The 13,478-nt window shown below is 74.8% G+C and carries 10 protein-coding genes and 1 pseudogene; 7 read left to right on the forward strand and 4 right to left on the reverse strand.

Translation table 11 applies throughout. The features are described from left to right. The 6 genes and pseudogenes from N799_RS15715 to folE all read left to right on the forward strand — a co-directional run. Positions 1-1,039, forward strand: a pseudogene (locus tag N799_RS15715) (exodeoxyribonuclease V subunit gamma); the annotation flags it as partial. Beyond that, positions 1,036-4,716 carry a UvrD-helicase domain-containing protein gene (locus N799_RS13405; protein ID WP_036213607.1) on the forward strand — a complete coding sequence of 1,227 codons (3,681 nt, stop codon included), beginning with the start codon at positions 1,036-1,038 and terminating at the stop codon, positions 4,714-4,716. The pseudogene N799_RS15715 and the gene N799_RS13405, both read left to right, overlap by 4 nt. Then, on the forward strand, positions 4,707-6,560 hold the full coding sequence (gene recD / locus N799_RS13410; protein WP_052101570.1) for an exodeoxyribonuclease V subunit alpha: 1,854 nt from the start codon (positions 4,707-4,709) through the stop codon (positions 6,558-6,560). The genes N799_RS13405 and recD overlap by 10 nt, the downstream gene beginning before the upstream one ends. A 74-nt stretch (positions 6,561-6,634) precedes the next feature. After that, the gene (locus tag N799_RS13415) at positions 6,635-8,284 is read left to right on the forward strand and encodes a GGDEF domain-containing protein (protein WP_152597970.1); all 1,650 of its coding nucleotides are present in this window, start codon (positions 6,635-6,637) and stop codon (positions 8,282-8,284) included. 158 nt (positions 8,285-8,442) lie between these two features. Further along, the gene (locus N799_RS13420; protein WP_052101571.1) at positions 8,443-8,907 is read left to right on the forward strand and encodes a hypothetical protein; all 465 of its coding nucleotides are present in this window, start codon (positions 8,443-8,445) and stop codon (positions 8,905-8,907) included. Positions 8,908-9,079: 172 nt separating this feature from the next. Continuing rightward, positions 9,080-9,670, forward strand: a complete 591-nt coding sequence (folE, locus tag N799_RS13425) for a GTP cyclohydrolase I FolE (protein WP_036213625.1) — start codon at positions 9,080-9,082, stop codon at positions 9,668-9,670. Between the two features lie 42 nt (positions 9,671-9,712). Here folE and N799_RS13430 read toward each other — a convergent pair whose 3' ends face one another. Continuing rightward, positions 9,713-10,990, reverse strand: a complete 1,278-nt coding sequence (locus N799_RS13430) for an acetyl-CoA C-acetyltransferase (RefSeq protein WP_036213610.1) — start codon at positions 10,988-10,990, stop codon at positions 9,713-9,715. Between the two features lie 154 nt (positions 10,991-11,144). Between N799_RS13430 and N799_RS13435 the strand changes: the two genes are divergently transcribed. Next, positions 11,145-12,047 (forward strand): hypothetical protein, encoded by a 903-nt coding sequence (locus N799_RS13435; protein ID WP_036213612.1) that lies wholly within the window; start codon positions 11,145-11,147, stop codon positions 12,045-12,047. 75 nt (positions 12,048-12,122) lie between these two features. Here the strand turns inward: N799_RS13435 and N799_RS13440 are convergent, their stop codons facing one another. The 3 genes from N799_RS13440 to N799_RS14960 all read right to left on the reverse strand — a co-directional run. Next, positions 12,123-12,611 carry a GNAT family N-acetyltransferase gene (locus tag N799_RS13440; protein WP_036213614.1) on the reverse strand — a complete coding sequence of 163 codons (489 nt, stop codon included), beginning with the start codon at positions 12,609-12,611 and terminating at the stop codon, positions 12,123-12,125. A 51-nt stretch (positions 12,612-12,662) separates the two neighbouring features. Then, positions 12,663-13,235, reverse strand: coding sequence for a superoxide dismutase family protein (locus tag N799_RS13445; RefSeq protein WP_425476993.1), 573 nt, complete (start codon positions 13,233-13,235; stop codon positions 12,663-12,665). Positions 13,236-13,321: 86 nt separating this feature from the next. Continuing rightward, positions 13,322-13,478: helix-turn-helix domain-containing protein (locus N799_RS14960; protein ID WP_238978983.1), on the reverse strand; the 157-nt coding region annotated here is incomplete at its 5' end.

Here is a 13,478-nt window from a genome sequence, read left to right on the forward strand (position 1 = left end):
CCGCGGCGCGGGCGGACGCGTGCCGCTGGCGCCGTGGAGCAGTGCCGCGCTGCCGCCCAGGCCGCGCGACGACGACGGTGCGCCGGAGGTCGTCACCGTCGCCGAGCTGCGCCGCTTCCTGCGCGACCCGGCCGGCGAGTTCCTGCGCCGCCGGCTCGACCTGCGGCTGCCGGAGGAGGTCGCCGCGGTCGAGGACGTCGAACCGCTGCAACTGCCGACCCGCGGGCTCGACCGGCACCGTCTGGATGCCGCGGTGCTCGACGCCGCCCGCGCCGGCGACACCGGCGGCCTGCACGCCCGCCTGCGCGCCGCCGGGCTGCTGCCGGCCGGGCCGCTGGCGTCGGCCCAGCTCGACGCGCTGCTGGCCGACACCGGCCGCTGCGTCGGCCTGTACGAGCAGTGGCGCGACGGCCGCGAAGCCAATCCGCTGGCGGTCGACCTGGTGCTGGAACTGCCGGACGGCCCGGTGCAGGTGCTGGGCCGTGTTGACGACGACCACGGCGACGCGATCGCGCGCCTGAGGCTCGGCGCGCCGAACGGCCCGGCGGTGCTGCGCGACGGCCTCGACTGGCTGCTCGCCGCCGCGACCGGGCAACCGCGCGCGCTGGTGCGCTTCCACGACGACGGCGACGGCATGCAACGCCACGAGCAACCCGCGGCCGACCCCGACGCCGCCCGCGAGGCCCTGCGCGGTCTGCTGCAACTGCGCGCCGACGGCCTGCGCGAACCGCTGCCGTGGGCGCCGTACAGCGGCTGGGCGTGGTGGGAGCAGTTCACCGCGAAGGACGACCGCGAGGCGGCGCGCAGGAAGGCGCGCGAGCGCTGGAACGGCGGCCACGACCGCTGGGGCGAGCGCGACGGCGACGCGTTCCGGCTGACCCTGCGCGGCCGCGAGCTGTTCGACGATGCAGCCACCCTGCGGCGCTTCGAGGCGATCAACACGCGTGTCTTCCGCGCACTGGTCGACGGCGTCGCGTCCGACGGCAACAACGACGACGGCGGCGCCGACGCCGACGCCGACGCTGGGGCGAGCGCATGAACGCCCCCGCCCACCCGCTGCCCGTGGTCGACCCCTACCTCGACCTGCCGCTGGACGGCGTGCGCCTGATCGAGGCCAGCGCCGGCACCGGCAAGACCTTCACCCTCGCCACCCTGGTGACCCGGCTGGTGGTCGAGCGCGGCCTGCGGATCGGCCAGGTGCTGGCGGTGACCTTCACCGAGGCGGCGACGCAGGAGCTGCGCAGCCGCATCCGCGAACGGCTGGAGCTGGCGGCGCGGCTGGTCACGGCCGAGCCCGGCGACGCCGCCGCGACGCTCAGCCGCGACATCGTCGAACGCCACCTCGCCGCCGGCGGCGAGACCCGCGCGCAGCTCGCCCGGCGCCTGCGCCAGGCGGTGTGGGAGGTCGACCTCGCCGCGATCTTCACCATCCACGGTTTCTGCGCCCGGCTGCTGCGCGAACACGCGCTCGAAAGCGGCCACGGCTTCGACCCGCCGACCCTGCTGACCAGCGACGCCGGCCTGCGCGAGGAACTCGCCGCCGACCTGTGGCGCGTCGCCGCCGCCGACCCCGAGGTCGCGCCGCTGTTGCCGCGGCTGTGGACGGCTCCGAAACAGTTGCAGGACGACCTGCGCGCACTGCTGTCGGCCGATCCGCTGCTGCCGGCGCCGGTCGACGCCGGCGCCGATCCGTTGCCGACGCTGGAGGAAGCCGGCCACGCGCTTTGTGCCGCGTTGGCGGAACACGGCGATGACGCGCGGGCGGAGATCGGGCGTGCGTTCGACACCAAGGTGTTCGATGGCCGTCGCGCACGCCGCCCCAGTTTCGAGAAGGCCTGGGCCACGCTTTGCGCCGGCAGTGTCGATACCGGTTGGTCGCGCGACGACGCCGGCCATCTCGACAAGTTGCTGCCCGAGCGTATGCGAGGGCTGTGCAAGGACGGACTGGCCGACAACGCGCCATGCTCGCCGCTGTTCGATGCGCTCGCGGCGTGGTTTGATGCCGACGACCGCCGCACGGCCTGGCTCCACACCCGCACCACCGCCCTGCTGCACCGGATCCGCGACGACGCCCGTGCGCGGTTGGCCACGCTCAAGCGCACCCGCCGGCTGCAGACCTACGACGACCTGATCGACGGCGTCGCCGACGCGCTCGCGGGCGAGCAGGCCGACGCGCTGGTCGCCGCCGTGCGCGGCCAGTACGCGATCGCGCTGGTCGACGAGTTCCAGGACACCGACCCGCGCCAGTGGGCGATCTTCAACCGCCTGTTCGGTGCCGCGCGCGAGGGTGCCGCCGAATCGCAACCACCGGCGCTGTTCCTGATCGGCGACCCGAAGCAGGCGATCTACGGCTTCCGCGGCGGCGACGTGCAGACCTACCTCGCCGCGGCCGCGGTGGCCGAGCCGGCGCCGCCGCTGGACCGCAACTTCCGCTCGCGCCCGGCGGTGCTCGACGCCATCGCCGCCCTTTACAAAGCCGCCGGCGCCGGTAGCAGCGACGCGGCGGCCGCGCCGTTCCTCGACGAGCGTATCCGTTTCCTGCCGGTCCACGCCGGCGGCCGCCGCGACGACGCCGATTTCCAGCGCGGCGGCACGCCGGCGCCGGCGCTGACCGTGCGCGTGCTGACCGACCCGCAGGCCGACCCCGGCGCCGACGGTCCGGGCAACGGCGGCGGCAACCCGAAAGCCATCGACGCCGAACGCTCGCGCGAGCTCGCCACCGGCGCCTGCGTCGCCGCGATCCACGCCCTGCTGGTCGACGCCCGCGCCGGCACCGCCACGCTCAATGGCCGCCCGGTCGAGCCCGGCGACATCGCGGTGCTGGTGCGCAGCCACCGGGAAGCCACCCAGGTGCAGCTGGCCCTGTCCGCCGCCGGCATCCCCGCGGTCGCCGCCGGCAAGCAGAGCCTGTTCGCGACCGACGAGGCGCGCGAGCTGCTGGCGCTGTTCGAGGCCCTGCTGCACCCGGCCGACGACAGCCGCCTGCGCGCCGCGCTGGCGACGCTGCTGGTCGGCCTTGACGCCGCCGCGATCGCCGCGCTTGACGACGACGGCGCCGCCCACGCGCGCTGGCAGCAACAGGCACAGGACTGGCGCGAGCGCTGGCAGCGCAACGGCCCGCTGGCGCTGGTCGCCGACCGCTGCGCCGCCGCCGGCGAGCGCCTGCTCGGCCTGCTCGACGGCGAGCGCCGGCTCACCAACACCCTGCAGCTGGCCGAGTTGATGCAGGAGGCGCAGGCGCGCATGCCCGGCCTGCACGGCCAGCTCGACTGGCTGCGCAATGCGATCGCCGAGGCCGACCGCGACGACGAGGCGCAGCTGCTGCGGCTGGAATCCGACGCGCGCCGCGTGCAGATCGTCACCCTGCACAAGAGCAAGGGGCTGGAGTACCCGCTCGTGTTCCTGCCGTTCATCGGCATCGGACGCCGGCCACGCAACGACGCCCGCCACCACACCGTGCACGACGGCGATCGCCGCGTGCTGCACTGGAAGATCGACAAGGCCGCGCCGGCCTGGAAAACCGCCTGCGACGACCACGCGCGTGAGCAGCAGGCCGAGGACGCGCGGCTGCTCTACGTCGGCCTGACCCGCGCCCGCGACGCGCTGTGGCTGGCCACCGGACGGTTCTTCGACCACGCGCAGACCCGGCTTGCGCCGATGCTGGAAGACCTCGACGGGCTGCGTGGCCTGCCGATGGTCGCGGTCGACGGCAGTGCGCCGGCGCCATCGCCCGCGCCGTTGCCGCCGGGCGGGGAAACCGTGCCGCCGCCCGTGCGCGTCGCCCGCCGCGAACTGCCGCGCGACTGGTGGGTCTACAGCTTCACCCAGCTGGCCCGCGCCGACGCCGGCGAGGGCGCGTCGCTGGCCGCCGCCACCCGTGCCGAGCAGGGCGCCGACGACGAGGCGCTGGCCGACCCGGCCGCGCCGGTCGCGGCCATCGACGCCGGCAGCGCCGACGAGCCGCGCGCCAACCACGACCCGCGCTTCGCCGGCAGCCGCTTCGGCAACGTCCTGCACGACGTCCTCGAACACGTCGCCTTCGACGCCTGGCGCGACTGGCGCGTGGGCGAGCCGGCGCCGCCGGGGCAGGACGTCCCGCTGCGCGCCGCCCTGCGCGCCGGCGGCTACCCCGACACCGACCTCGACGACGGCATCGCGCTGCTGGCCGGGCTGGTCGGCCACACCCTCGTCGCCTCGCTGCCCGAGGGCGGCCGCCTGTGCGGGCTGGCCGCCGACGCCCGCCGCGCCGAGATGGAGTTCCACTTCGCCCTTGCCCCGACCCGGGTCGACGCGCTGATCGACCTGCTGCACCGCCACGGGGTGCTGCGCGGACGCCGGGCGTTCGGCGCGCGGCAACGGCTGGAAGGCCTGATGACCGGCAAGATCGACCTGACCTACACCGCCGGCGGCCGCTGGTACGTGCTCGACTACAAGTCCAACCGCCTGCCCGGCTACGACGCCGCCAGCCTCGACGCGGCGATGGCGCACAGCGAGTACGACCTGCAGGCGCTGCTGTACACGCTGGCGCTGCACCGCTGGCTGCGCTTCCGGCTCGGCGCGGACTACGACTACGCGCGCGACTTCGGCGGCGTGCGCTACGTGTTCAGCCGCGGCCTCGCGGGCGACGCCGGCGAGGGCATCCACGCGCACCGGCCGGCGCCGGAGCTGGTGCACGCGCTGGATGCGCTGTTCGCCGGAGATGCGGCATGGGCCTGATGAAGGCCCTCGGCGGCCACCTGCGACCGCTCGACCGCGAGCTCGCCGCGACGCTGCGCCGGCTCGAGCCGGACACGCCCGAGCTGGTGCTGGCCGGCGCCGCGCTGGCCTCGCTGGCGGTGTCGCAGGGCCACGCCGGCTTCGATCCGGCACGGCCGCGCCAGCTGGTCGCCGACGGCATCGACTGGCCCGCGCCGGACGACTGGACCGCGGCGCTGTCGGCGTCGGACTGGGTCGCCACGGGCGGCGACGGCCGCGCCGACAACCGCCCGCTGGTGTTCGAAGGCGGGTTGCTCTACCTGCGCCGCTACCGCGAGTACGAGCAGCGGCTGGCGACCCGCCTGCACGCGCTCGCCGCCCGCCGTCCGGCCGCGGTCGACGAGGCCGCGCTGGCGCCGGTGTTCGACGCGCTGTTCCCCGCCGGCGGTTCCGACCCGCTGCAGGCGCGCGCCGCCTCGATGGCGTTGCGGCGCGCGCTGTTGCTGGTCACCGGCGGCCCCGGCACCGGCAAGACCACCACCATCGCGCGGATGCTGGTGCTGCTGGTCGCGCAGGCCTCCCTGGCCGATGCGCCGGCGCCGCGGATCGCGCTGGCCGCGCCGACCGGCCGCGCCGCCGAGCGCATGGCCGGGAGCCTGCAGGCCGCGGCCGCACGGCTGGCCGCCACTGCCGGCATCGACCCGGCCTGGCTCGACGCCCTGCCACGCAGCGCCGGCACCCTGCACCGGCTGCTGGGCACCATCCCCGGCAGCCCGCGTTTCCGCCACGACGCCGACCACCCGCTGCCGTTCGACGTCGTCGTGGTCGACGAGGCCTCGATGGTCGACCTGCCGCTGATGTGCAAGCTCGCCGAGGCGGTGCCCGACGGCGCCCGGCTGGTGCTGCTCGGCGATCCGGACCAGCTGCCGTCGGTCGAGGCCGGCGACGTGCTCGCGGCGATCTGCCAGGCGGCGGGGACCGACGATGGTTGCGCGGCGGGAGAGGCTTCCGCCGCGACCCCCGCCACCGCCGTCGGCGCGACCGGCGACCTGTTCGAACACGGAGCCATCGACGGCGGATCGCGGCCGAAGCCGCCCCTGCATGGCCACCGCGTCCACCTGCTGCGCGGCTACCGGCAGTCCGCCGGGTTCGGCCTGGCGCCGCTGGCCGCGGCGGTCCGCGACGGCGACGCCCACCGCGCGCTGGCCCTGCTGCGCGGCGGCACGCTTGCCGGCGTGCACTTCCACGAGGACGCCGCCGACCCGCTGGCCGTCGCCACCGGCCTGCTGCCGCACTGGCGCGCGCTGGCCGATGCGGCCGATCCCGCCGCCGCGCTCGCCGCCGCCGCCGGCGTCCGCCTGCTGACCGCGCTGCGTGGCGGGCCGCAGGGCACCGGCCCGCTCAACGCGCGGATCGAGGAGGCGCTGGCCGGGCCGCGTCCGCCGCTGCATTTCCCCGGCCGGCTGCTGCTGGTCGACGAGAACAGCCACCGCCACCGCCTGTTCAACGGCGATGTCGGCATCTGCCTGCGCGACGACGACGGCACCCTGCTGGCGTGGTTCGCCGACGGCGCCGGCGGCGTGCGGGCGTTCCACCCCTCGGCGTTGCCGCGGCACCAGAGCGCGTTCGCGATGACGGTGCACAAGGCGCAGGGCTCGGAGTTCGACACGGTCTGGCTGCAGCTGCCACGCAACGAGGGCAGCCGGGTGCTGTCGCGCGAGCTGGTCTACACCGCGCTGACCCGGGCCCGCCGCGAGCTGCACCTGTGCGCCGGCGCGGAGGTCCTGCGCGGCGCGCTCGGCCGCCACGTCGAGCGCGTGTCGGGGTTGCACCGACGGCTTGTCCCCGACATGGGCGGCGCCTGACGCCGGGCTAGAATCGACCGGTTCCCGGGGGGGATCCCACTTTGATCGGACGTCGCTGGCGGGTTGCCATGGGGATGGCACTCGCATTCTGGCTGGGCATGGCCGCCACTGCAGGTGCACAGGCACTGCGGGTGGAACTGCTGCTGGCCGATGGCGACGCCGCCGGCCCGCCCGCGTCGGCGCCGGTGCTCGCGCACGCCTCCGCGGTCGACGGCATCGCCCGCCTGCCGCTGCCGCCGCGCGACGGCCACTACTGGCTGCGCATCAGCGGCGACCAGGCCCGCTCGCGCGCGCAACGCCCGTGGCTGGTGCTGGACGGCATCGGCGGCAATGCCCCCGTGCGTTTCCATCCGCCCGGCGCCGAACCGGTGGAGGTCGATGCCGCCGGCGCCGGCGGCGATCCGCTGCTGCGTCACGGCTGGGCGCTGCCGCTGCCGCAGGGCTGGCCGACGGACGCCGCCGCCTACCTGCGCGTGCCCGGCACCACCACCGGCCCGGTGCTGCTGCGGCTGGCGAGCGGCCCCGAACTGGTGCTGGAGCAGCGCCGCGGTGCGCGCCGGGTAACCGCCGCGTCCATCGTGCTGATGCTCGGCGCCGGCGTCGCCTTCGTGCTGTGGCTGCTGCTGCGCGACCTGCTGTACCTCTGCCACGCCGGCTACGCCACCGGCGTCGCGCTCTACGCGCTGGCCCGCAGCGGCGACGCCGCCGAGATCCCCGGCCTGGGCTGGATCGCCGCCGGGGGCGCCACCGCGCTGTGGACGCTGGTCGCGCTGGCGGTGGTGTCGCACCTGGTGTTCAGCCTGCGCTTCCTCGAACTCGACCGGCTGGCGCCGCGCGCCGCGCTGGCGGTGCGCGCGCTGTCGTGGCTGCAGCTGGCGATGCTGGCGGTGCTGTGGCTCGGCCGTGACCACGTCCAGCAGGCCTACCACCTCGCCGCGCACGTGCTGCTGCTGGTGCACGCCACCGCGATGCTGGCGCTGGCCGTGCTGGCGCGCCGGCGCGGCGCCAGCCACGCCGGCATCTACCTGCTGGCGTGGGCGCCGCTGATGCTGGTCGTGGCCGCCGCCGCACTGCACCAGCTCGGCCTGCTGCCGCTGCCGTGGGCGCGGCACTGGCTGGCACCGGTGGCGGTGGTCGAATCGCTGCTGCTCGCCGGCGCCCTCGTGCACCGCGCACTGGCCCGCCACCGGCTCGCGCTGGGCGACAACCACAGCCTCGCGCGCGATCCACTGACCGGCGCGCTCGACGGCGACGCGCTCCGGCGGATGCTCGACGGCTGGCAGCTGCGCGCCAGTTTCGGCCGCAACCGCTACGGCCTGCTGCTGTTCGAACTCGACCGCCACGCCGACTTCGCCGCCATGCAGGGAGCGGCCGGCGGCAACGCGCTGCTGCAGCAGGCGCTGGCGCGGACCCGCGCGGTGCTGCGCGGCGACGACTGCATCGCCCGCTTCGAGGGCGCGCGGTTCGCGGTGGTCAGCGAGTGCCGCGCGCCCGACTGCGAGCACCTGCTCGAACGCATCCGCAGCGCGCTGGCCGCGCCGTTCCGGGTCGACGGCCGCGATGTCGCGGTCGAGGCCAGCATCGGCCTGGCGATGTCGCGCCGCGGCGAGAATGCAGACGTCCTGTTCGCGCGCGCGGCCGGGGCGATGCGCCAGGACCGCGAGCGGCGCACGTTGACAGCGCTGTTCACCACCGCCGAAGCACGCGCCACCGCCGACGCCTGACGCTGACGCCGCGTCCACCTCGCTGAAGCGAAGGCGCACGTGTCACCCGTCCGACGCGGTGCTTTCACTCCGGATCAACCCCGTCGCGCCTAGCGTGGACCCACCGGGAACATGGACGTCCCGGCTCCCCCACGAAACAGTCAGACGGAGCATCCCCCATGAGCAGCGACGTAAAGAAGGACCACAGCATTGGCGCAGGCACCGGCGCGGTGGCCGGCGCGGTTACCGGCGCGGCGATCGGTTCGGTCGGCGGCCCGGTCGGCAGCGCGGTCGGCGCGGTGGCCGGCGGCGTGATCGGCGCCAAGGCCGGTGATTCGGTGGCCGAGGCGGTCAACCCGACCGAGTACAACGCGCACTTCGAGCGCGAGTACCGCAACGCCCCGTACTACTCCGCCGACCGCGAGTGGAACGACTACGAGCCGGCCTACCGCTACGGCTACGACACCTACGGCGAGTATCGCGGCCAGCGTTTCGAGGACGCCGAACCGTCGCTGGAGCGCAACTGGCGCGACACCCGCGGCAACTCGCGGCTGGAGTGGAACGACGCGCGCCACGCGGTGCGCGACGGCTGGCACCACATCGAGCGCGCGCTGCCGGGCGACGCCGACCGCGACGGTCGCTGACCCCCGGCACAGCCGCTACGACAGAAACAACAACAACAAACAACAACAATGCAGTTGGTTGCTGGACGGAGCCCTCGCGGCTCCGTCTTTTTGTACGCGTCGCGGCCGGCGGTCGCCGCCGCGGAGGCCGCGAGGTAGCATGGGCGCCCCCACGACCACCCGTGCGCTGACCATGGCCGACCCCACCCGACCGACCCGCGAGGACGCCGAGTCCGCCGTCCGCACCCTGCTGCGCTGGGCCGGCGAGGACCCCGCGCGCGAAGGCCTGCTGGACACGCCCAAGCGCGTCGCCAAAGCCTACCAGGACTGGTTCAGCGGCTACGCGCTCGACCCGGACGACTACCTCGCCCGCACTTTCGAGGAGGTCTGCGGCTACGACGAGCTGATCGTGCTGCGCGACATCGAGTTCGAAAGCCACTGCGAGCACCACATGGCGCCGATCATCGGCAAGGCGCACGTGGGCTACCTGCCCGACGGCAAGGTGGTCGGCATCAGCAAGCTGGCGCGCGTGGTCGACGCCTACTCGCGGCGCTTCCAGGTGCAGGAGAAGATGACCTCGCAGATCGCCGACTGCATCCAGCGCGTGCTGCAGCCGCGCGGCGTCGGCGTGGTGATCGAGGGCGCGCACGAATGCATGACCACCCGCGGCGTGCACAAGCGCGGCGTCAGCATGATCACCTCGAAGATGCTCGGCAGCTTCCGCGAGGACGCCCGCACCCGCGCCGAGTTCCTGCAGTTCATCGACGTCGGCCCGGGCCGCTGAGCGACCCGCGCTGAGCGGGCGGTGCGTTGGCGCCGGCGCGCCTCAGCGCTCCAGGATCGCCACCACGCCCATCCCGCCGGCGGTGCAGATCGACACCAGGCAGCGGCCGCCGCCGCGCGCGGCCAGTTCCTTCGCCGCGGTGGCGACGATCCGCGCGCCGGTGGCGGCGAACGGATGCCCGGTGGCCAGCGACGAGCCGTTCGGGTTGATCCTCGCCGGGTCGATCCGCCCCAGCGGCGCGTCGAGGCCGAGCCGGGTGCGGCAGTACTCCTCGCTCTCCCACGCCCGCAGCGTGCACAGCACCTGCGCGGCGAAGGCCTCGTGGATCTCGTAGAAGTCGAAGTCCTGCAGGGTCAGGCCGTTGCGCGCCAGCATCTGCGGCACCGCCACCGTCGGCGCCATCAGCAGGCCCTCGCCGTGGACGAAGTCGACCGCGGCCACGTGGGCGTCGCGCAGATGGCACAGCACCTCGTGGCCGTGCGCCGCCGCCCACTCGTCGGAGGCCAGCAGGCAGGCCGCGGCGCCGTCGGTCAGCGGGGTCGAGTTGGCCGCGGTCAGGGTGCCGCGGCCGGAGCTGCGGTCGAACGCCGGCTTCAGCGTCGCCAGCTTCTCCAGCGTGCTGTCGGGGCGCAGGATGTTGTCGCGCGCGACCCCGCGGAAGCTCACCACCAGGTCGTCGAGGAAGCCGCGCTCGTAGGCCGCGGCCAGCTTCTGGTGCGACGACAGCGCCCACTCGTCCTGCGAGTCGCGGCTGATGTTCCACTGCTTGGCCATGTCCTCGCAGTGCTCGCCCATCGACTTGCCGGTGCGCGGCTCGGCCACGCCGGGGAAGTCCGGCTTCAGCTCGCCCAGCCCGAAACCCCTGAACTCGGCCAGCTTGCCCTTGAAATCCTTCGCCGCGTTGGCCGCCAGCAGGCGCCGGCGCAGCGCCTTGCCGTACACGATCGGCACGTCGGAGGTGGTGTCGCTGCCGCCGCCGATGCCCGCCTCGATCTGGCCGGTGGCGATCTTGTTGCCGACGGTGATGATCGAATCCAGCGAGGTGCCGCAGGCGCGCTGCAGGGTGATGCCCGGCGTCAGCGGCGACAGCCCGGACGACAGCGCGGCCTCGCGGCCGAGGTTCCAGTCGCTGGAGTGCTTGATCACCGCACCCATCGCCACCTCGCCGAGCACCTGGCCGTGCAGGCCGAACTTCTCGACCAGCGCGCCGAGGGTGCGCACCGACATCCCGAGGTTGCCGACGTCGGCGTAGGCGGTGTTCTGCCGGCAGAACGGGATTCGCACTCCGCCAAGCACGGCAACGGGACGGACAGGACGCATCGGATCACCTTCTCGAAGGCGCGGCGCGGGCGCGGCGCGGGGCTTTCAGGACCGGCCCGCAGGTCGCTGCAGGCATAATGGAGCGAGTGTAGCGCCGGCCTCCGGCGCGACCAAACGCCAGCGTATTTTCCGTCGCACTCCGTTTAGGGACCCGATGAGCCAGACTCCGCAACTGCACGTGCTCGGCGCGCTCGCGCTGGAACTGACCGGCTCGGCGCCGGTGGCCCGCGACGCGCTGGCGCAGGCCGGTGCCGGCGACCTGGCCGCGCTGGTCGCGCGCGACCTGGCGAAGTTCGCCCCCGCGGCGGCACGGCTGGAGCTGGTCACCGTCGGCGCCCATTACGACCCGGTCGAGCTGCTGCGTCCGGGCTGGCCGCTGCACCGCGAACTCGACCAGCTGGCCGCGCGCGCGCCGCGCAACGGCATCGCCCGCGACGAGGGCCGGGTGATCGCGTTCGGTTCGCACGCCGAGAAGCTGCCCGGCGCGCTGTCGCCGTCGCCGGACTTCGCCGGCGGGCCGCTGCGGCTGGTGCCGTTCCTGCTGGGCGGGCCGGACGAGGTGGTGGCGACGGTCGGCGACGCGTTCGAGCGCGACCTGATCGAGACCGGCATGGCCGGTGCCGACACCGCACTGGCCGCGCAGGAGGCGTTCGGCCTGCAGGTCGAGCACGCCCGCTACCTGACCGTGCACGACCTCGCCGCGATGACCGCGATGCAGTACGAACACGCCGGCCTCGCGGCGCTGTGGCCGGTGCTGGAGACCGCGCTGCTGCAGCCCGACGGCGAGGCCTGGCTCGACCAGCCGCCGGAGCCGCTGGTGCACTACACCGGCGGCGAGGCGCGCATCGCGCTGTTCTCGCCGGCCGCGTGGCGCCAGCGCTACGCCGCCGATGCCGACGGCGACAGCGAGCAGGCGCGCGAACAGCTGCAGCGCCAGCACCAGCATTTCGAGATCCGCCAGCGGCAGATCGCCGCGGTGCTCGGCGCCCACGGGGTGACGGTCAACTTCGTGCACTGCGAGCGCGACGAGGAGGATGGCCGCGACGCGTTGAGCTGAGTTGCAGGAGCCGCTTCAGCCGCGATCCCGGAGCCGGCGCGCGCGAACGACCTGCGACAGCGACGGAAGCCGCCGTTACCAGGGCGTAAATCCCCGTTCGAGGATGAGGTAGCCGGCGTCGTCCATGCCGAGCCGGCGGTAGGTCGCCTGCGCCACCGCGTTGTTGCGCTCCACGTACAGCCGCAGGCCGACCACCCCATCGGCGGCGCGGGCGAGCTGCTCGACATGCCGGTACAGCGCCGCGAATACCCCGCGCCGGCGGTGCGCCTCGTCGACGTGGGCGCTCTGGATCCACCACCACTCGCCGTTGCGCCAGTCGCTCCATTCGCGGGTCAGCATCAGCGTGCCGACCGGGATGCCGAGGGTCTCGCGGCCGGCGGCGAGCGCCTCGTCCATCGCGACAAAGTAGCGCGCGCGGGCCTCGTCGGCCAGGCCGGCCTCGACCCCGGCGCGGACGGTCGCCGGGTCGAGCCGCCTGTGTTCGGTCTCCCACGCCATCGCCGCCGCCCAGCCTGCGAGCAGGTCGAGGTCGGCGGCGCGGGCGGGGCGGACGCGCAGGGTCATGGCGTGCCCTGCGCCGGTGCCGTCGGCAGCGGGTCCACGGCGTCCAGCCGGTCAGCCGGCGGTGATCACGCCGCAGGCGACGCGCGCGCCGGCGTTGCCGGACGGCTGGCTGGCGTAGTCGTCGGCCGCCGCGTGCACCACCACCGCGCGGCCGACGCCGTCGTTGGCCGCGCCGCCGCCGAGCACCACGCCCTGCGCGTGCACGTTGACCGACGCCACGCCGTCGGCATTGGCGACGATGTTGTTCATGTCGCCGGCGTGGTGGGTCGGGGTGCCGATCTTGCCGTGCGGTTCGCCGGTCGGGTTGAAGTGGCCGCCGGCGCTGCTGGCGTCGGCCGCGCTGCAGTCGCCCTTCTCGTGGATGTGGATGGCGTGGGTGCTGCCCGGCGCGAGGCCGCCGACCTCGCCGGTCAGGTGCACGCCGTCGCCCATCGGCATCAGCTTGAGCGAGCCGCTGACCAGGCTGCCCGAGGCCGAGGCGAGGTTGACCGAGGCGGCGGACAGGGTCGATGCGGTGGCCAGCTTCATCGAGCTGCTGGCGACGACCTCCGGTTGCGGCGCGGTGGCGCAGGCGGCGAGGGTCAGCGCGGCGGCGCCGGCGAGCAGGACGGTCTTCATGGCGATCTCCTTGGGGTGAAAAAACGGGTGCGGCCGCCGGGCGCGGCACCGCGCCACCGTAGCGGCGCGCGGGTTCAGCGGGGGTGAACCGCTCACCCGGGCGGCTTGAGCTTGCGGCTCAGGGTGTTGCGGCCGACGCCGAGCCGGGCCGCGGCCTCGGCGCGGCGGCCGCCGGTGTGGTCGAGCGCGGCCTGCAGCAGCACCGCGTCGAAGCGGGCCAGCGCGCGGGCGTGGATGGCGGCGGCGCCG

It is taken from the genome of Lysobacter arseniciresistens ZS79, assembly GCF_000768335.1.
Taxonomy (GTDB): domain Bacteria; phylum Pseudomonadota; class Gammaproteobacteria; order Xanthomonadales; family Xanthomonadaceae; genus Novilysobacter; species Novilysobacter arseniciresistens.